Below are 19,680 nucleotides of genomic sequence, written 5' to 3' on the forward strand. Positions count from 1 at the left end.
TCTGCAAGCCACGGGCGAAGACCGGTGCCACCTAATCCAGTCGTTCCCCGAAATCGCGGGACAACGCAGCATTTCAAAAATAGACGGCGGCAAGATGTCGCAAACGACCCTATCGGTCATTGAATAGTCAACGTAATTCGCCGCAAAGGCATCAAAAGATGAGCCGGCTACTCTCGGTATCTGCAATCATTGATTGAATGCATTGAAGCTTGCCCATCGTACGAAACGGCACAGCACGGGCGAAATCCCTCCTTCTGCGGCGGGCCGGGCGGCTACAGACTAGAAATTTTCGCGGCGGCAAGGAGTGTCGCTCGCTGCTTCATTTGGGGACTTGCAACGGCAAGCCTTTACGATAGGTTGTGCGCTGACCTGAACGTAACTGGTCATGGGAACAAACGACTAATAAAGGCGAAAAGCCTAGAAAGGTGGCCCCCATATGAACTTTCTCACGAAAAAATTCCTGGCTTCAGCCGTGCTTGGCTCACTGCTGGCCGTGACCGCGCACGCCGCGACACTCAACATCCACAATGGCGGCGACCCGCAGTCCCTCGACCCGCAGAAGCTGTCGAGCGACTATGAGAACCGCATTGCTGGCGACATCTTCGAGGGCCTCGTCACCGAAGACCCGAAGGACGATCCGATCCCGGGACAGGCTGAAAGCTGGACCGTCTCGCAGGACGGCAAGGTTTATACCTTCAAGCTTCGCGACGGCATCAAGTGGTCGGATGGGCAGCCGGTGACGGCCGGCGACTTCGTCTTCGCCTTCCAGCGCCTTGTCGATCCGAAGAACGCCGCGGAATACGCCTATCTGCAATTCACCATCAAGAACGCGGAAAAGATCAACAAGGGCGAAATCACCGATTTCAGCCAGCTCGGCGTCAAGGCGATCGACGACAAGACGCTCGAGATCACGCTTGAGAACCCGACCCCCTATTTCATCAATTCGCTGATGCACTACACCGCCTATCCGCTGCCGAAGCATGTGGTTGAAGCCAAGGGCAATGACTGGGTGAAGATCGGCAACATCGTCACCAACGGCCCGTACAAGCCGACCGAGTGGATTCCGGGCGCGTCCGTCACGACAGTCAAGAACGACCAGTACTACGGCGAGAAGGACCTGAAGATCGATGGCGTGAAGTTCTTCACGCTCGAGGATCAGGAAGCGGCTCTGAAGCGCTTTCGCGCCGGCGAATTCGACATCATGACCGACTTCCCGACGGATCAGTATGAATGGATGAAGAAGAACCTGCCGGGCCAGGCCCATGTCACGCCGTTCCTCGCCAGCTACTACTACGTCCTCAACGCCACGAAGCCGCCGTTCGACGACAAGCGCGTTCGTCAGGCCCTCTCGATGGCCGTCAACCGTGAAGTCATCGGCCCGAAGATCCTCGGCACCGGCGAACTGCCGGCCTATTCCTGGGTACCGCCGGGCACCGCGAATTATGGTGAGCCGGCCTATGTGAGCTGGAAGGACATGCCCTACAAGGAAAAGGTGGAAGAGGCGAAAAAGCTGCTCAAGGAAGCAGGCTTCGGACCTGACCACCCGCTGAAGGCACAGCTCCGCTACAACACCAATGACAACCACAAGCGCGTAGCTGTGGCGATCGCCTCGATGTGGAAGCCGCTCGGCGTACAGATCGAGCTCTACAACACCGAAACCAAGGTCCACTATGACGAGATGCAGCACGGTCAGGTCGAAATCGGCCGCGCAGGCTGGATCGCGGACTACAACGATCCTGATAACTTCCTGGGTCTACTCGTTTCCGGCGTTTCGATGAACTATGGCCGCTGGAGCAATGCCGACTTCGACAAGCTCGTCAAGGAAGCGAACGCTCAAACCGACCTGAAGAAGCGCGCCGAAATCTTCAAGCAGGCCGAACAGCTTGCGCTCGACGACAGCGCCGCCATTCCGCTTTATTACTATGTCTCGAAGAACGTGGTCTCGCCGAAGGTCCAGGGCTTCGTCGACAATATTCAGGACATCCATCGCACGCGCTGGCTGTCGGTCAAAGAATAAGGAACACCGGCCCTTCCCGCTGAATGTGGGAAGGGCCGATCCACGACCATGATCAAATATGCACTCCGTCGCCTACTGTCGACGATCCCCGTGATGTGGATCGCCGTGACACTCAGCTTTTTTGTCTTGCGCCTTGCTCCCGGCGGCCCGTTCGATGGCGAGAGGCCATTGCCGCCGGTGATCCTGAAGAACCTCGCGGCTCACTACAATCTCGACAAGCCGCTGATCGAACAATACCTGATCTACGTCTTCGACGTGTTGAAGGGTGATCTAGGCCCGTCGTTCGCCAACGAAGATTTCAGCGTTGCCCAGCAAATCATGATCGGCGTGCCTTACACGTTCACGATCGGGGGCCTCGCCTTCATTTTTGCCATCCTTATCGGCGTGACAGTCGGCTGTCTTGGGGCACTTTATCAGAATAAAGCGCCTGACTACCTCCTCGGGCTGCTCGTTCTCGTTGGCCTCGTTCTTCCGAACTTTCTGATTGCGCCTATCCTGCAGCTGGTCTTCGGTATCCATCTCGGCTGGCTGCCTGTCGGCGGATGGGGTGACGGCTCGTTCCGCTATCTCGTCATTCCGATCGTTGTGCTGGCTTTGCCACATGCGGGCCGCATCTCGCGCATGACCCGCGGCTCGATGATCGAGGTGATGAACCAGAACTACATCCGCACCGCCAAGGCCAAGGGCATCGGCCCACGGCTAACCGTTATTCGTCACGCGCTAAAGCCCGCCATGATGCCTGTCGTTTCCTATCTCGGTCCGGCGGCAAGCTACCTTCTCACCGGCTCGCTGGTTGTCGAGAGCATCTTCGGACTGCCGGGCATCGGCCGCTACTTCGTCAACGCAGCGCTGAACCGCGACTACGGCATGGTTCTCGGCACGGTCATCTTCTACATGGTGCTGATCGTCTTTCTGAACCTTCTCGTCGACATTGCCTATGCATGGCTCGATCCGAAAGTGAGAAACCGATGATCCTCAATCCAGCAAAGAGAGAGCTGCTCGCGGCCGAGCTTCTCGAGGCCGAAGGGCTTTCGCACAAGAGCCGCTCGCTGACCAGCGATGCGCTGCGTCGCCTCTCCCGCAACAAGGCAGCAGTCGTCGCCATCATCGTGTTGCTGCTCCTGATACTGGTCGCATTCATCGGCCCGTACCTGATCCCGTTCGACTACGAGGAACCGGATTGGGCGGCGTTCCGCATGCCGCCGGATATGGAAAGCGGCCATTATTTCGGAACAGATCCAAATGGCCGCGACCTGCTTGCGCGCGTGCTCTACGGCACCCGCGTCTCGCTTGCGGTTGCGGCAACTGCCACGATCGTTTCGGTGGTCATCGGGGTGCTCTATGGAGCGATCTCCGGATACATCGGCGGCAGACTCGACGCGCTCATGATGCGCTTCGTCGATATCATGTATGCGCTGCCTTACATCCTCTTCGTCATCCTGCTGATGGTGGTGTTCGGCCGAAACGTCTACCTGCTATTTGCGGCAATCGGCGCGCTGGAGTGGCTGACCATGGCTCGCATCGTGCGCGGGCAAACACTCTCGATCAAGCAGCGCGAGTTCATCGAGGCGGCACGTGCATCCGGCCAGAAACCGTTCAAGATCATCCTCAAGCACATCATTCCGAACCTGGTCGGCCCAGTGGTGATTTTCGCCGCGTTGACCGTTCCTGAAATCATCGCGACCGAAAGCTTCCTGTCCTACCTCGGCTTCGGTGTTCAGGAACCGCTGACATCACTCGGGACGCTGATCGCCGAGGGCACCGACGCCATGGAAAGCATGCCGTGGCTCTTGGCCTTCCCGGCCTGCTTCCTCGTCGCCCTGCTGATGAGCCTGCTTTTCATCGGCGACGGCCTGCGCGATGCGTTCGACCCGAAGGATCGATAGAATGCAACACGAAACCAAAAACGATACGCTTCTCGAACTGAAGGACTATTCGATCACCTTTGCGACGCCGGATGGCGAGGTGAAGGCCGTCTCGAACATGAACCTGTCGATCCGGCGCGGCGAGCGCGTGGCAATCGTCGGCGAGTCCGGCTCGGGCAAGAGCCAGACCTTCCTCGGCGTCATGGGTCTGCTTGCCAAGAACGGCCGCACCAGCGGCCAAGCACTACTCGAGGGCAAGGACGTGCTGGCGCTAAAGCCGCGCGAGCTCGACCATGTCCGCGGCAAGGACATGGCCATGGTGTTCCAGGACCCGATGACCGCGCTCAATCCGTCTCTACGGATTTCCCGGCAATTGACGGAGCAGCTTGAGGTTCACCGCGGCTTCACCGCGCGGGCTGCCTCCAACGAGGCGCTCGATATGCTGAAGCGCGTCGGTATCCCCGACCCGACGCGGCGCTTCAGCCTCTACCCGCACGAGCTGTCGGGCGGCATGCGCCAGCGCATCGTCATTGCCATGGCGCTGTTGACGAAACCGAAGCTGCTCATTGCCGACGAGCCGACGACGGCGCTTGACGTGACGATCCAAGCGCAGATCCTCGATCTCTTCAACGACCTGACGGCGGAAATGAACACGGCGCTCGTCATGATCACGCATGATCTGGGCGTCGTCGCGGGCCTCGCGGATCGCGTGGCCGTCATGTATGCCGGGCGGATCGTCGAGGAAGCGCCAGTCGATGAGCTCTTCGAGGTACCGGCGCATCCCTATACCGCTGCGCTGCACGCTTCGATCCCGCGGCCGGACCAGGACGTCGATCAACTCGCCGTCATTCCAGGCCGCCCGCCCAATCTGCAGCACCTGCCGAAAGGTTGCAGCTTCTCGCCGCGCTGTCCCATGGTCCAGAACGATTGTATCGACGCGTCGCCGAAACTTGAGATGTTGGCGAAAGGCCATTCCGCGGCCTGCTTCCATCCCTTCCCCCGCCGCGAGGAGGTTTTGAACCATGGCTGAACGATCACTCCTAAGGGTCGAGAACCTCACCACCCAGTTCGAAATTCCGTCGAAGAGCTTCTTCAAACCGCCGATGACGCTGACTGCGGTGAACAATGTCAGCTTCGACCTCAGAGAAGGCCGGACGCTGGGGATCGTCGGAGAGTCCGGTTGCGGCAAGTCCACACTTGGCCGCTCGATCCTGCGTCTGTTGAAATCGCAGAAAGGCCGCATTCTCTGGCAGGGGCGCAATCTGCTCGACCTGTCGGATGAGGAAATGCGCGCGGCTCGACGCGACATGCAGATCATCTTCCAGGATCCGATTGCCTCCCTCGATCCGCGCATGACGGTCGGCGACATTATCGCCGAACCGCTCATCGTCTTCGAGCCGAAGCTTACAAAAGCGGAACGCGTGGCGCGCGTACAGGAGATCATGGGTGCCGTCGGCCTCGTGCCTGAAATGATCAACCGCTATCCGCACGAGTTCTCGGGCGGCCAGGCACAGCGCATCGGCATTGCCCGCGCAGTCGTAACACGGCCGAAGCTGATCATCTGCGACGAGCCGGTTTCGGCGCTCGACGTGTCGATCCAGGGGCAGGTCATCACGCTCTTGCGCAAGCTTCGCAAGGAGTTCGGGCTGACGCTGATCTTCATCAGCCACGACCTTTCGGTCGTACGTCTGATCTCAGACGATGTGCTGGTGCTCTATCTCGGCAAGGTGGTCGAGGCTGGCGATTGCGCCACCGTGTTCGACAGCCCGGCGCATCCCTACACGCAGGCGCTCTTCTCGGCCGCGCCAGTGCCCGATCCGAAGCTTGCACGCAACCGGCAGCGTATCCGGCTTCAGGGCGACCCGCCCTCGCCGCTCAATCCGCCGCCCGGCTGTGTCTTCTCTCCGCGTTGCTGGAAGGCCACGGACATCTGCCGCACGGAGATGCCGCCAACGGAGCAGGTCAGGCCCGAGCAAACCGCCGCCTGCTATCACATGGACCGGTAAGCCGGCATCGACAGAACTGCAAACGGCCCGCCCGTTTTCCAGCGGGCCGTTTGACCTATTCGACACCGAAGGCATAGTCGCTAGTTCTTGGCAGGTGTGGTCGTGCTCATCGAGGCGCGCTGTGCTTCGACCCGCTCCATCAGCAGGCTGTAGGCGATGTAGTATTTGAAGATGTTGCTGACATATTGGACCGTTTCCCGGCCGACGATGGCAGCTGCGGCATTCTCGACGTTTCCGAACCAGACATTGGGATCGAGCCCCATATCCTTTGCCTTGGCGCGAAACTTCCGGAGATTTCCCGGACCTGCATTGTAGGCGGCAAACGCCATCAGCTGCTGGTCACGCGGCGAAACACCCTCCCCCTTGATGGAGACTTCAACCAGATAGCGCAGGTATTTCGCGCCGGCCTCGACATTGAGATCCTCGCTCTTGGCGATGCCGGTTATGCCGATCTCCTTGCCCGCCGCCGTGGCAGGAAGCAGTTGCATCACGCCGACGGCGCCCCTCGGACTACGCCGCGACTGGTCAAGCTGGGATTCCTGATAGCCCTGCGCCATCAGCATCAGATAGTCGAACGAGTACGTGCCCGCATGCTTGCGGAAGATTTCGACCAGTTCCTTGAAGCGATCGACATCGGCAGGCGAATAGGCACGCCGCAGCATCGTATCGCTCTTGAAATAGCGGTTGCGCAGCAGATTGCCGAAGGTCGTTCCAACCTTGTGCTGCTCGGCGAACTTGTCGAGGACGGCTTTCAACTGCGGACTATTCTTGCGGATCGCCCAGGCGATCTGCCCATGAGTGGCCACGGCGACATCAGGATGGACCTTCAACTCCGTGAACACCTTCGCCCATATGTCGGCCTTGTATTCATCGACCACCGTCCAGGGCAGGAGGCCGGCATTCACCATCTCCATGAGATCCTCGTCCTCAAGGTTCTCGTCGATCGGCTTGACTTGGATCTCCGGCTTTCCGTCCTTCTTCAATTGCTCGTTGAGCGACAGAAGATGCTCGTAGTAGCTGCTCGTCTGACGGACGCGGATTTCCTTGCCTGCCAGATGGGCGATGTTGGTAACCGCCTCCGCGGATGGCCCTGATACCAGCACCTCGCTCGCGTCGCTGTAGATCGGCGCGCTGAAATCGACGTCCTGAAGCCGCGCAGGGGTGACCGTCAAGTTGGCCATGATGATGTCGCCGAGCCCTTCCTTGAGGGCTGGAATCAATCGATCTCGCCCGGTCGGAATGAAGGCGACGCGGATGTGTTCGATCGCTTTTTTCCTACCCTTGTTGAGCTCGGCCTCCAGGGCCGTCCCAAACTCCACCGCGGTTCCGAACTGGCGTCCCTTGTCGATGAAATAGATGGTCTTGCTGTATGGCACCAGGATACGAACGAGGCGGATCTTGGTCATAGCATCGAGATCGCCCGTATTCGGCTTCGGCATGATCCCGCCGACCTCGACGTTCGTTTGGGCGAATGCAGAAACCTGACCGAACAGAATGGTGATGATTGCAAGCACTATGCTGAAAAGAAGACGTCGCATGACTTGCCCCCAGCTGATGCTGCGAGCGTACCACGTCTGTTGCACAATCAAAGGTGTGCAGGCGCCTTGAGCGGAGATTATCCGTACCGCTCAAGGCTGGTCAGGCAATCAGCGGGCACCCCAGGTATCGGTCAACCGATAGCCTTCCGGCCAGGGGTCGGACGGATCGAGCATGTGCTGATGGGTACCTGTAATCCAGGCGCGGCCGGAGATCTCAGGCAGGATGGCCGGGCGACCGCCAACATCGGTCGTGCCGAGAATGCGGCCAGAGAACGTGGAGCCGATCAACGACACCGCAGTCAGACGATCTTCGAGCGTCATTTGTCCACGCGCGTGCAATACGGCCATGCGGGCCGACAGCGCCGTTCCCGTGGGCGAGCGATCGACCTTGCCGGGCTGGATCGCGACGGCTGCACCCGCACGTAGACCTTCGGCGGTACGCTCCACCGGACCTGCAAAGAGGCAGAAGGAGAAATGATTCCAGTCCGGATTTTCCGGGTGATGAAATCCGAGCGCGGCGTTGGCGGCATTGGTAATGCGCACGCCGAGCTTCGCAATGTCATGGGCCTCGTCGGGCGACAGGCTGAAGCCCATCGCCGCCGCATCGACGATGACAAAGCTGTCACCGCCATAGGCGGTATCGACGGTCAGCGTACCCACGCCCTCGACTTCCAGCTTCGCATCCAGTCGTTCCGCGAAGCTTGGTAGGTTATGCACGAAGATGCGCTCGGCCTTGCCGTTGCGGCACTCGGCGCGCACACGGACGAGCCCACCGGGCGCTTCGAGGGTGATCTCGGTGATCGGCTCCTGCATCGGCAGGATGCCGCTGTCCAGCAGCACCGTGGATACGCAGATCGAATTCGATCCCGACATGGGTGGCGTATCTTCCGGCTCCATGATGATGAATGCGGCATCGGCGTCGGGATGCTTCGGTGGCACCAGCAGATTGACGTGCCGGAAAACGCCGCCGCGCGGTTCGTTCAGCACGAAATTGCGCAACGTCCCGTCTTGCGCAATCCAGCGGCTTTGCTCCCAGATCGTTTCGCCGGGCGGCGGCGTCACACCGCCGACGATGACATCGCCCACTTCGCCCTCGGCATGGGCGGAAACGACATGGATGGTCTTGGTGCTGCGCATGATACCTCCTCAGGAAAGCCAATCGGGCAACTGGGGCGGAACGCGCCCAGTCAGAGCGGCGGTGACGCAATCGGCAAGGCTGCCGAAGCGAACGGCACGACCGGAAAGGCCGGGGCCATAGTGGGCATATTTGCCCGAGTTCGTCATCAGGGAGCGGGTTCGCGTCGGGAACACAGGCTCGGAAATCGAACACCAGCAGAGATCGGGCAGGACCTGCACGCCTGCATCCTCCAATCTCTTCAACAGGCCTTCGTTGCGCGCTTCGCTGATGACCTGGCGACCGGCGGTCACGATTACCGTGACATCCGCGTGCCGGCTGCGGCCGGCAAGCGCTTCTTCCAAGGCTCGACATTCGGTCAGGGAGGCATGCGGGCTGCCAATGGCAACGAGTTCCACCTCTTCCGGCCCCTCGTTTAGAACCGTCCAGGCCGCAGCCATGTCGGCGCGCGAGATGACAACCCGATCGGCATCGTCGCGGGCCGAGCCGGCAGCTTCGGGCGTAACGCCCTCCACATGCAGCATGGGTGCTGCTGACGTGGTGCCAAAAGCGGCGCACAGCGCCTTGAGGTCGTCCTGCGAAGGCCGCGCGGAGCTTAGGCCGCGCAAAAGCGGGATGCGATCCGGCGCCGCGCGACCTGCGAGATAACCGATGAGCGGCCAGAAAGCGTCATCGACGCGCTCGGGCAATTCGACATCAATGACCCGTCGTGCCTTACGAGGTTCGTCGAGATAAACGCCAGACAGCGGCGCACGTCCCGTTAGCGCGATGCAGAGATCGAGGAAATCCGGGTGCTTTGCCGTCCGCGCGCCGAGAACGGTGTTGGCAAAGATCACTGCGTTGGACTCTGCCCATGCAATCGATTCGCCCGCCTGCGGTGCGCTATCCAGCAGGTAGGGAGAACAGGTGAAGGTCGGGCGACAGCCCATGCGCACATAGGCATCGGCAAGCCGTGCAGCCGGGTCGCCGAAGCTTTCCGGAACGCCTTGCGCTTGCCAATTGGCGCGGTCGACGGAAATGGCGTTCATGGTCGTCGGCACGCGGACCTGCGCGCCCATATCAGCCATCTTTTCCGCAAAGGTGAGATTGGCGGGGCTCGCATAGATGCAGCCGTCGATATGGCCCTGCGTGACATCCACGAGGCCGCGCGCGCCCTGCTGCGCCGCCATGGCGCAGATGATGCGCATGGCCTGCTGCAGGGCGATGCCCTGCTGCCCGTCAAGCATGGCGCGATCTGCATCGTTGAGGTCGAGCGCAGCGGTTGCCGGAGGAGCGATCGGAATCTCCACCTCGTCTGCGACAACCGCCGTATCGCTGATCTCGGCGGTCTTCGCGCGGGAGAGCGCCGCGAAGGCCTCCGGCCCAAGCCGCACGACGGGCAGAGGCTTGCCGAACATTTCGGACGCGATCAGCGCGCCGAGCGTCAACACATCCTCGGCTTCGGAAAAAACCAGGGCGGCCGGTGCGCGACCCGTCAGGACGAGGTCGAGGAGTACGCCGGAACCCGTGCAGGATCCGCGGCTCGAGGGCATCATCAGAATGCCACCGGTGAGGCGGGTTCCGTGAAGCGGGTGGTGGACGTCGATCACCAAGCCAGTAGCGGGATCGACCCCGCCCCAGAAGCTCAATGCCTCCTTTGCGACAATGACGGGGCCATTCGCGGTACCGCCGAGAATGCTGCGATCGAGTGCGAGGGTTTTCATTTCACCACGAAGCCTTGAGCGGAGTGAGTCATTCACCAATGGGGGCTGATGCGGCCAACTGTCATTAGCGCGCTCCCGCCTCCATCAGAATCTTTGGGGTGAGAAGGATGCAATGTCGATCGCCGGCTTCTTGCCCGTGAGCAAATCCGCGACGATGCGCGCGGTGCCAGCCGACTGAGTCAGGCCAAGATGGCCGTGACCGAAGGCATAGACGACGCGCTGCGTGGCGCGGGCGTGACCGACGGCGGGCAGGCTGTCCGGCAAGGATGGGCGGAACCCCATCCACTGGACGCCGCCCTGAGGCTTCAGGCCGGGCAGGAAGCTCTGTGCCTTCTTCAGCATCGCCTCCGATCGACGGAAGTTCGGCGGAAGCTTCAAGCCCCCAAGCTCGACGGCGCCGCCCACTCGGATGCCTGTCGACAGCCGGGTAACGACAAATCCGTGCCCGCCGAAGGTAACCTGCGTGCGCAGATCGAAAGCCTCGGGAGGGAGCGTGGTATTGTAGCCCCTTTCCGTTTCGAGCGGGATATTCTCCCCGATCGTACGGGCCACCTGATGTGAAAATGCACCCGCCGATAGGACCACCTGTGCTGCCCGTCGCGAAGCGCCGCCGGAACTGACGACATCTACGCCGCCATCAACGGGACGCAGTGCGATGACCTCCGCACGTTCGATGGAGCCGCCGATGGCGCGGAAGTGGTCTGCCAGGGCAAGGGTATAGAGCTTGGGATCGGCGATGGAGTACCAGCCAGGCGTGAAGGTGCCATGGGTGAAGCGAGGCGCGATACCAGGCTGGATCTCATTGATGCCGGCCGCATCGAGGTGATGGAAGTCGATCCCATGCTCCTCCCGCGCTTTCCAGCCGGGAAGCGAAGCCTTCAGTTCCGCTTCGCCCTCATAGACCTGCAGATTGCCATCCTTGCGCAGCATGCCCACGGTGCCGGTCTCCTGCAGGAACGGCTCAAGCTCCGCCTTCGAAAGGTCCATCAGCGCGGTTTGCGCCGCAGTCGAATGGGCGACACGGCCCGGCGCGCAAGCGCGCCAGAAGCGGAACATCCATGGCGCGATCTGCAAGGCATAGGCTGGCGGCACCGAAAGCGGGCCGAGCGGATCGAGCAGCCACTTAGGTGCTTTCTTGAGGATGCCCGGCGAAGCAAGCGGCAGGATGTCGGTAAAGGCGAAGGCGCCGGCATTGCCAGCCGAGGCGCCGGCAGCGGGACCCTCCCGGTCGAGTACGACCACCGAAAGCCCCCTTGCCTGTGCCGCGATTGCAGCGGATAGCCCAACGACCCCCGCGCCGATTACGATGACATCCGTCTGAATTTGATCGTTCATCATCGCCTCAATGGGTGGCAGCGAGGAAAGCCTGCAGCTCCGGATCCTTCGGCGCACCGAACAGCTCTTCCGGGGGAGCGATCTCGGCCATCACGCCCTTGTGGAAGAAGGCGACGCGGTCTGAAACCTCACGCGCAAACTTCATTTCGTGCGTGACGCAGATCATCGTCATGCCTTCGGAGGCCAGCATGCGCAGTGTGTCGAGCACTTCGCCAACCAGCTGTGGGTCGAGCGCCGAGGTGACCTCGTCGAACAGCATGTATTCTGGCGACATGGCAAGCGCACGCGCAATCGCCATGCGCTGCTGCTGGCCGCCCGACATGCGGTTAGGATAGACCTTGAGCTTCTCCCCGAGGCCGACGTGGGTGAGCTGCCTTACCGCGATCGCCTCGGCTTCCGCCTTGGAAAGGCCGAGCACTTTTCGCGGCGCAAGCATGACGTTTTCCAGCACCGTCAGATGCGGGAAAGCGTTCCACTGCTGGAAGACGATGCCGAGCTTGCGGCGAAGCTTGTTGAGGTCGGTCGCCTTGGCATGCACATCCGTGCCGTCGACAACGATACGGCCACTGTCGATGGCCTCAAGGCCATTGATGCAGGTGAGCAGCGTCGACTTCCCCGAGCCGGAACCACCGATGATGGTCAGCACCTCGCCCTTCGGAACAGTGAGGTTGATGCCCTTCAGAACTTCCAACGGGCCGAAGGATTTGCGGACGTTTTCAATCTCAATCATTGGGGGACCACCGTTTTTCGAGATACCCGCCAATCCGGGCGATAGGGAAGCTGATAATGAAGTAGACGGTGCCGCAGATCATCAGGATGAACAGCGGCTCCTGCAGCCGGGTCACGAGAATCTGCGAGGCGCGCAGCAACTCGATCAGGCCGAGCCAGAGCACCAGCGCGGAATCCTTCATGACGCCGAGCGTCAGTCCGATCCAAGACGGCAGCGAAACGCGCGTTGCGAGCGGGGCCACAATATAGCGCATGTCCTGCCACCAGGTCATGCCGAGCGAGCGAGCCGCACGGCGCGTGGTCGGCGGCACCGCGGAAATGCCACCGCGGACGATCTCCGTGCAATAGGCAGCCGTATAGAGCGACAGCACCACGCAGGAGGTCGTGAATGGGGGCCAGCCAAGCCGCATGATCGACTGCAGCGCATTTCCGAGCACAAGCTGGATCAACAAAGGCACGGAGCGGAAGACGTCGAGCGCGAAGGTCAGCGGTGCGGACCAGTAAGGTCCGAGTTCGACGCGGATCATCCCGAAGAAGATGCCGAGAACGGTTCCGGCAGCGACCGAGACGGCCGTGACCGCGAGCGTCATTCCCGCGCCTTGCGCCAGAAAGGCCAGATCACTCCAGGTGAGGGCAGTACTAAACATCTCTCACCTCTCTCAATAACGGAACATGCGCCAGGCGAGTGCCCGGGCGGCAAGGGTCAGAACCTTGGCGATGACGTAGTAGATCACGGCAGCCAAGGCGAAGAATTCAAAGGTGCGGAAGGAGCGCGCATTCAGTTCCTGCGTCACGCCGGTAAGGTCAGTGTTCATACCGACGGTTACGCCGAGCGACGTCATCAGGACCGCCCAGACCATCTGGTTGGTCGCCGGCAGAAACGCCACGCGCAGCATCTGCGGCAGGACGATCAGGCGAAAGGCCTGCATCGAGGTCATGCCGAGCGAGCGTCCGGCGCGCGTCTGCGTGTCCGGGATCGCCTTCAGCGCGCCGCGGAAATTTTCTGCCAGGTAGCCAGCGTTGTTGAAGGCAATGCCAACCAGGAGCGCGGTAAATGGCGTAAGGTGAATGCCAAAGTTGCCGAGTCCGAAATGAGCCATGTAGATCTGGAACAGCGCCGGCGTATTTCGGGCGATCTCGACCCAAGCCGTGGCGAAGCCACCAAGGATGCGGTTGCCGGATAGCCGGAACAAGGTCAGCGCGATCGCACAAGCCAGTCCGATGACCATGGACAGGAGCGCAATCTGCATCGTGACCAGCGCACCGTCGAGCATCTGCGGCAATGCCTTGAGCGCCTGGTTCCAGTGGAAGGTGTAGTTGAACATTACCGTCTCACCTTGTCATAAAGCTGCGGCGCGAGGTCATGCCTCGCGCCGCGGGAGAAACGGTGCGGATTAGCGGTAAACGCCATTGACCGCGAGCGACGGCAGGTCGCCACCAACCCACTTCTTGTAGAGCTCGGCGTAGCGGCCGGTGCGAACCTGCTGGTTAATGAACAGGTTCAGGTAGTTGATCAGGCCGTATTCCTCACGGTTGGTGAAGAGCGAGACGTAGTCGATGTCGAACGGTGCCTTGCCGACCACTGCGATGCCGGCGAACTTGCCGGTCTTGACGTTGGCCTGGGCAACAGTCGAGGTCGAAACGGTGGCATCGATTTGGCCCTGGCTCAACGCCAGGAATACGTCGGCTTGCGTCTGGTAAGGACGGAACTCGCCGACGCCCCAGGCCTTGACCTGCTGTTCGAGTGCGATCGCCTCGTAAGTGCCTGCGGTTGCGCCGACAACCTTGCCCTTCATGTCTTCGAAGGACTTCACGCCCGACTTCTCGTTGGCCGTAACCGCCATCTCGAAGGCGAAGTAGGGAACCGTCATGCCGACAGTCTTGGCACGCTCGAGCGTGTCGGAGGTGGAGGCCACGCCGACATCAACGCGACCCGACATCAGCGCCGGAATACGCTCAGGGAACGGGGTCTCAACGATTTCGGCGGTTACACCCAGCGCCTTAGCCAGATCGTTGCAATAGTCCACGTCGAAGCCGATCGGGTTGTTATTCTCGTCGCGCGAACCCATCGGTGGGAAGTCCAGTACGACCGCGCAGCGCAGCGTGCCCGAGCCGATAATGTCGTCCAACTTGTCGGCCTTCGCCGGGCTGGTCAGAACGGTTGCGGCAGCCAGAAGGCCGAAGGCAAGGACCGAAGGTTTCATTCTATTCTCTCTCCCAGAGTTGGATTGTCGATTGACAGCGAGGCGCACTATTCCCCTTCGGCGCGCGCAAATCAATGCTAAAATACATGAAGTATGCAAAAAGTATAAGTTGAATAGCGGTTATGTCGACAAAAAAGGGCGGCCAAGTCGTGGCCGCCCTTTGCTTTTCTACCCTTGATAGGAATCAGCCGAGAAAATCTTCCGGCAGGAGATCTTCCGGCATGTTCTGGTACGAAACCGGGCGGAGGAAGCGCCGGATCGACATTGTGCCGACGCTGGTTGCGCCGAAGTTGGTCGAAGCCGGATAGGGTCCGCCATGCACCATCGAATCGACCACCTCGACACCGGTCGGGAATCCATTGACCAGGACGCGTCCTGCCTTGCGTTCCAGCACGGGGCGCAGACGACGGGCGTCGGCAATGTCACCTGCATCCATATGGATCGTCGCCGTCAACTGACCTTCGAAGCCACGAGCGAGCTTCTCCATCTCATCGATCGTCTGGACACGCACGACAAGGCCGAGCGGTCCAAAGACCTCTTCGCCCAGGGCGTGATCGGCGAGGAACTGTGCGCCGGTTGTCTCAAACAGGTTCGGAGCGGCTGAGCGGCCAGAGGACTCGCTGGCGAACAGCGATTTGACCGTGTTGCGAGTTGCAAAGCGTGACTGCCCATCCTGGTAGGCCTTCGCAATGCCATCCGTCAGCATCGTCTGCGGCGCGACCTTGCCGAGCGCTTCGACCGTTGCGGCTACGAAGCGATCGGCTTCGGCGCCTTCGGTCACAACTGCAATGCCGGGGTTGGTGCAAAACTGGCCGGCGCCCATCGTCAGCGACCCGGCCCAGCCCTGGCCGAGCGCTTCAGCGCGTGCCTTCAGCGCCTCGGGCAGCAGGAACATCGGATTGACCGAACCGAGTTCACCGAAGAACGGGATCGGCTCCGGCCGCGCGGCGCAAAGATTGAAGAGTGCGCGGCCGCCGGCGAGCGAACCGGTGAAGCCAACAGCTTTGATCCGCGGATGCTGCACGAGTGCATGACCGACATCACGGTTGCCACCCTGGATCAGCGAGAAGACGCCGGGATGAACTCCCGTCTTGCGAATAGCAGCCTCGATCGCCTGCGCGACGATTTCGCCGGTTCCCGGATGCGCCGAGTGACCCTTGACGACAACAGGGCAACCTGCCGCCAGAGCGGCTGCGGTATCACCGCCGGCCGTGGAGAAGGCCAGCGGGAAGTTCGAGGCGCCGAAGACGGCGACCGGGCCGACAGGGCGCTGCATAAGCCGGATTTCCGGCCGTGCCGCGGGCTGGCGGTCGGGCAGTGCCGCATCACGACGGCGGTCGAGATATTCGCCCTTTTCGATATGGTCCGCGAAGAGCCGTAGCTGACCGGTCGTGCGGCCGCGTTCGCCCTGCAGGCGAGCTTCCGGCAGGCCCGTTTCCTGGCTACCGATCGCGGTAATCGCCTCGGCGCGGGCTTCGATCTCGTCGGCGATGGCGCGCAAGAACGCCGCGCGTTCTGCGCGCGTGGAGTAGCCATAGCTCCAGAACGCATCTTCGGCGGCCTCGCAGGCGCGATTGACAAGATCTACCGTACCGACTGCAAACTGGTGGACTGGACCGTGCGCCGGCGCGGATGCAAAAGTACCCGCTCCGTCGAGCCATTCGCCCGCGACGAGGTGTTTTCCATTGGGAGTGAAGACCATCTGCGATTCCTTTCTTGAGAGCCCGTGGTGCTTTACGCGAAAATCCATCCAAAGGCGAATTGCGCATGTCAGATCTTTGTATACTCTATGTATTTATAACATCAACGCTCGATCGCCGTCGGCGGCCGGGCCATTCACGAGAGACACGAGATGAGCGACAACACCACCCTGACCGTACCGGCCCTGCAGGAGCGGGTCGATGCGATTTTCCGCAAGGCTGGCCTCAACGAGATCCAGGCCGGCGCACTCGCGCGCGTGATCGTCTCCGGAGAGCGGGATGCCTGCAAATCGCATGGCATCTACAGGATCGAGGGTGCGCTGCGGACCGTCAAAGCGGGCAAAGTGAATCCGGACGCGGTGCCGGAACTTATGCTGCAGGAGGGCTCCGCGATCGTGAAGGTCAACGCCAAGGGTGGCTTTGCTAATCCGGCCTTCGAACTCGGCTTGCCGGCTCTCGTGGAGCGCACCCGCTCGTGCGGGCTTGCAGCCCTCGTCATCAACGACTGCACGCATTTCTCCGCGCTCTGGTCGGAAGCGGAAGCCCTGACCGAACAGGGCCTCGCCGGCCTGGTCATGTGCCCGAGCTATGCAACCGTTGCGCCGACCGGCGGCAACAAACCGCTGCTAGGCACCAACCCCTTCGCCTTTGCCTGGCCGCGCGTCGGCCAGCCGCCCTACGTCTTCGATTTTGCCACGTCGGTTGCCGCGCGCGGGGAAATCGAACTGCACCGGCGGGCTGGAAAGTCGCTGCCCGAGGGCTGGGCGATCGATGCCGACGGCAATCCGACGACCGATCCGGAGGCTGCGCTTGCCGGCGCCATGCTGCCGTTCGGCGGGCATAAGGGCTCGGCCATTGGGACGATGATCGAGCTGCTGGCCGGAATCATGATCGGCGACCTGACAAGCCCCGAGGTGCTGGACTATCTCGGCACGACGACGCTGGCCCCTTTCCATGGCGAATTGATCATCGCCTTCTCGCCGGAAGCCTTCGCCGCCGGCCGGCCAGGCAATCCGTTTGCGCGGGCAGAGACCCTGTTCGAGGCCATCGTCGGCCAGGGCGCCCGCCTTCCCTCGCAGCGCCGGTATGCGGCGCGCGCAAAATCGGAGGCCGACGGCATCGCGCTGACCGACGCCGAAATCAAGCAGCTCGAGCGATTGTTCGCGCTCGGCCTGGAGGCGGTGGCTTGAGCCACCGGCAGAAATCGCCGCCAATACAAAAAGGCCCTCCAATCGGAGGCCCTCCAATCGGAGGGCCTTTCGATTTGAGAGCCTTTGAAAATCAGGCCTTGTACTTCTCAACGGCACCCGGGAGCTTGCTCCATTCGGCGTACCAGGTGTTGAAGAGCTTGAACTGAGTTTCGACGTAACCGCGCTGGCTATCGGTCAGGGCGTCGGTTTCGTAGAAATGAAGGGTGTATTCCTTGTCGCCCTTCAATACCATCATGTGCTTGAAGAACAGCACGAGGTCCGGGCCTTCGTCGAACGACGAGAGGACGGCCAGTGCCTGCTCGAGCTCCAGCGCGCGCTGGCGGGCATCTGCGTCGCCGGCAGCAGCGGCCTGGGCGAGGTTGCAGAGGTGCAGCACTTCCTTCGGCAGCACGTTGCCGATGCCGGTGATCGCTCCGGTCGCACCGCAATTGACGAAGCCATGGAAGACGGCCGTGTCGACGCCGATCATCAGCGAAACGCCATCATCGCGGCTGGTGATATTCTCTGCTGCATAGCGCATGTCTGCAGCGCCACCGAATTCCTTGAAGCCGACGAGGTTCGGATGCTCGGCGCGCAGTGCTAGGAACAGGTCCGCGCGCGTGGCGAAGCCGTAGTAAGGGCTGTTGTAGATGACAGCAGGAAGATCGGGGGCAGCCGAGAGGATTGCCTTGAAGTGCGCCTTCTGGGCCGCGATTACCGAACCACGCGACAGGACGCGCGGGATGACCATCAGACCCTGTGCCCCGACCTTCTGGGCATGGGCCGCATGCGCGACGGCCGAGGCGCTGTTGACGGCGCCGGTGCCTACGATGACCGGAATGCCAGCCTTCACGAGACGCTCCACGCCTTCCATGCGCTGTGCATCGCTCAGCAGTGGCCAATCACCCATGGAACCGCAATAGACAACAGCCGACATGCCCTGCGCGATCAACTCCAGGCCCTTGCGGACGAGTGCGTCGTAGTCGGGGGTACGGTCTTCCTTGCAGGGGGTCATCAGGGCCGGAATTACACCGGAGAAAATCTTGGCCTTCATTGCGAAACTCCTATTGCCTGGCGGGACGGGCAGGGATCGCCGCGCGCCTCCACCGGCACCGGTCCCCGTGTCTTCGACGGCGGTTATATCACTTGCATATTATTTGTCGACAACAATTATGCAGCAGATCAGAGGGCGATATCCAGTTTTCCGCCGCGCGCGAAAAGCTTCTGTATTTGCTGCACGATCTGCTCGGCATGGATCGTCGCCAAGCGGTCGGCGGCCTCGCTGTCGCGCGCGGCGATGACAGCGATAATGTCTTCGTGCTCGTCGACGAAACGTTGCGGCAAGCGGTCTTCATAGGACTGGTAATAGAGCCGCAAGATGCGTCGCCCCTCATCGAGGAGACGATTGAAGAGACCGGAGAAGTAGGCGTTGCGGCCTGCCTCGGCGATGGCTGAATGGAAGGCAGCGTTGGTGGCAATCATCGCCAGGGCGTCCTGGGCCGCGACCGCCGCGGCGAAGTCGGCCTGATGCGCGCGGATCACCTGCAGATCTTCGAGGCGATGATACTGGGCGGCCAGACGGGTGGTCACGCGATACATCAGCACCAGCGCATCGAAGAAGGTATGCATATTGAGGAAATCGATATTCGATACCATGGTCGAGCGATTGGGCAGCGTGTCGATCAGGCCCTCGCCGGCCAACCTCACCAGCGCCTCGCGGATCGGCGTGCGCGACATCTTGAAACGCTCGGCCAGTTGCACCTCATCGATCGGACTGCCGGGCGGTAAAACCAAGTCCAGGATCTCATCGCGCAAGAGGTCGTAAACCATCTTGACGCCGGAGCCTCGCTTGCGTTCGGGAGTGGACTTCGTGTCGGTATCAGTCATGCCGGTATCCTCTTGTCGACAAAAGGAATACTTTTTCTCGCGTGCTGGTCAATAGCTCTGGCAACTCGAGCGGGTGAAATGCCCGGAGCAAGGCCTCTAAAATCGGAATCGATTTTCGATTCTGACGTAGCCTGTCATGCTAAGCCATCGGAGCGGGAATTTTCGACTTCTGGTTCCTGCAAGGGAGAGAAGGGAAAGTCCCATGGAGGCAGCATCGACTTTTCGGAAGCGCAGATCGCCTTTTACGACTCGCTTGCCCCTGCTCTAGCAAGGCCGTCGCCGCGGAGGTTCTGGCCCGCCGGGGATATCCGGCTGCGATTGTTTCGGGTATCTGGGAAGGTATCGGTTGCAGGGCCTGATGGGACGGAGAC

The 19,680-nt window shown here is 61.3% G+C and carries 17 protein-coding genes; 6 read left to right on the top strand and 11 right to left on the bottom strand.

Translation table 11 applies throughout. The features are described 5' to 3' along the window. Positions 1-436 precede the first annotated feature (436 nt). Genes AC1DE4_RS03070 through AC1DE4_RS03090 form a run of 5 tightly spaced genes read left to right on the top strand, consistent with a single transcriptional unit; the run spans position 437 to position 5,888 of the window. Positions 437-2,017: a peptide ABC transporter substrate-binding protein gene (locus tag AC1DE4_RS03070; RefSeq protein WP_018859747.1), complete on the top strand. Its 1,581-nt coding sequence runs from the start codon at positions 437-439 to the stop codon at positions 2,015-2,017. A 48-nt stretch (positions 2,018-2,065) separates the two neighbouring features. Continuing rightward, on the top strand, positions 2,066-2,989 hold the full coding sequence (locus AC1DE4_RS03075) for an ABC transporter permease subunit (protein WP_018859746.1): 924 nt from the start codon (positions 2,066-2,068) through the stop codon (positions 2,987-2,989). Then, positions 2,986-3,903, top strand: a complete 918-nt coding sequence (locus AC1DE4_RS03080; protein ID WP_062375524.1) for an ABC transporter permease — start codon at positions 2,986-2,988, stop codon at positions 3,901-3,903. Before AC1DE4_RS03075 ends, AC1DE4_RS03080 begins: the two co-directional genes overlap by 4 nt. A gap of 1 nt (position 3,904) precedes the next feature. Continuing rightward, the gene (locus AC1DE4_RS03085; protein WP_025659705.1) at positions 3,905-4,912 is read left to right on the top strand and encodes an ABC transporter ATP-binding protein; all 1,008 of its coding nucleotides are present in this window, start codon (positions 3,905-3,907) and stop codon (positions 4,910-4,912) included. Further along, positions 4,905-5,888: an ABC transporter ATP-binding protein gene (locus AC1DE4_RS03090; protein ID WP_477879803.1), complete on the top strand. Its 984-nt coding sequence runs from the start codon at positions 4,905-4,907 to the stop codon at positions 5,886-5,888. The genes AC1DE4_RS03085 and AC1DE4_RS03090 overlap by 8 nt, the downstream gene beginning before the upstream one ends. Positions 5,889-5,968: 80 nt before the next feature. Here the strand turns inward: AC1DE4_RS03090 and AC1DE4_RS03095 are convergent, their stop codons facing one another. From AC1DE4_RS03095 to AC1DE4_RS03135, 9 genes are all read right to left on the bottom strand, one after another. After that, positions 5,969-7,426 (bottom strand): MltF family protein, encoded by a 1,458-nt coding sequence (locus AC1DE4_RS03095; RefSeq protein WP_025659703.1) that lies wholly within the window; start codon positions 7,424-7,426, stop codon positions 5,969-5,971. Positions 7,427-7,534: 108 nt separating this feature from the next. Beyond that, entirely contained in the window at positions 7,535-8,563 is a 1,029-nt protein-coding gene (locus tag AC1DE4_RS03100) for a trans-3-hydroxy-L-proline dehydratase (RefSeq protein WP_025659702.1), read from the bottom strand. 9 nt (positions 8,564-8,572) lie between these two features. Continuing rightward, positions 8,573-10,264 carry a cis-3-hydroxy-L-proline dehydratase gene (gene lhpI, locus AC1DE4_RS03105; protein ID WP_025659701.1) on the bottom strand — a complete coding sequence of 564 codons (1,692 nt, stop codon included), beginning with the start codon at positions 10,262-10,264 and terminating at the stop codon, positions 8,573-8,575. Positions 10,265-10,348: 84 nt separating this feature from the next. Beyond that, positions 10,349-11,599: an NAD(P)/FAD-dependent oxidoreductase gene (locus tag AC1DE4_RS03110; protein ID WP_477879807.1), complete on the bottom strand. Its 1,251-nt coding sequence runs from the start codon at positions 11,597-11,599 to the stop codon at positions 10,349-10,351. A gap of 7 nt (positions 11,600-11,606) precedes the next feature. Next, a complete protein-coding gene (locus tag AC1DE4_RS03115) occupies positions 11,607-12,329 on the bottom strand; it encodes an amino acid ABC transporter ATP-binding protein (RefSeq protein ID WP_018859738.1) in 723 nt (240 codons plus the stop codon). Further along, positions 12,322-12,975: an amino acid ABC transporter permease gene (locus AC1DE4_RS03120; protein WP_018859737.1), complete on the bottom strand. Its 654-nt coding sequence runs from the start codon at positions 12,973-12,975 to the stop codon at positions 12,322-12,324. Before AC1DE4_RS03120 ends, AC1DE4_RS03115 begins: the two co-directional genes overlap by 8 nt. A 12-nt stretch (positions 12,976-12,987) precedes the next feature. Next, complete coding sequence (locus AC1DE4_RS03125; protein ID WP_018859736.1) at positions 12,988-13,653, bottom strand: amino acid ABC transporter permease; 666 nt, start codon at positions 13,651-13,653, stop codon at positions 12,988-12,990. Between the two features lie 69 nt (positions 13,654-13,722). Then, entirely contained in the window at positions 13,723-14,532 is an 810-nt protein-coding gene (locus tag AC1DE4_RS03130; protein ID WP_018859735.1) for an ABC transporter substrate-binding protein, read from the bottom strand. A 184-nt stretch (positions 14,533-14,716) separates the two neighbouring features. Then, positions 14,717-16,234: an aldehyde dehydrogenase (NADP(+)) gene (locus AC1DE4_RS03135; RefSeq protein ID WP_025659699.1), complete on the bottom strand. Its 1,518-nt coding sequence runs from the start codon at positions 16,232-16,234 to the stop codon at positions 14,717-14,719. 150 nt (positions 16,235-16,384) lie between these two features. Between AC1DE4_RS03135 and AC1DE4_RS03140 the strand changes: the two genes are divergently transcribed. Beyond that, positions 16,385-17,422 carry an Ldh family oxidoreductase gene (locus AC1DE4_RS03140; protein WP_169679570.1) on the top strand — a complete coding sequence of 346 codons (1,038 nt, stop codon included), beginning with the start codon at positions 16,385-16,387 and terminating at the stop codon, positions 17,420-17,422. 91 nt (positions 17,423-17,513) lie between these two features. Here AC1DE4_RS03140 and AC1DE4_RS03145 read toward each other — a convergent pair whose 3' ends face one another. Both AC1DE4_RS03145 and AC1DE4_RS03150 read right to left on the bottom strand, forming a co-directional pair. Further along, the gene (locus tag AC1DE4_RS03145) at positions 17,514-18,476 is read right to left on the bottom strand and encodes a dihydrodipicolinate synthase family protein (protein ID WP_018859732.1); all 963 of its coding nucleotides are present in this window, start codon (positions 18,474-18,476) and stop codon (positions 17,514-17,516) included. Between the two features lie 128 nt (positions 18,477-18,604). Next, a complete protein-coding gene (locus AC1DE4_RS03150; RefSeq protein WP_025662796.1) occupies positions 18,605-19,309 on the bottom strand; it encodes a GntR family transcriptional regulator in 705 nt (234 codons plus the stop codon). Positions 19,310-19,680 lie beyond the last annotated feature (371 nt).

Source organism: Rhizobium sp. 10N414 (assembly GCF_056394785.1).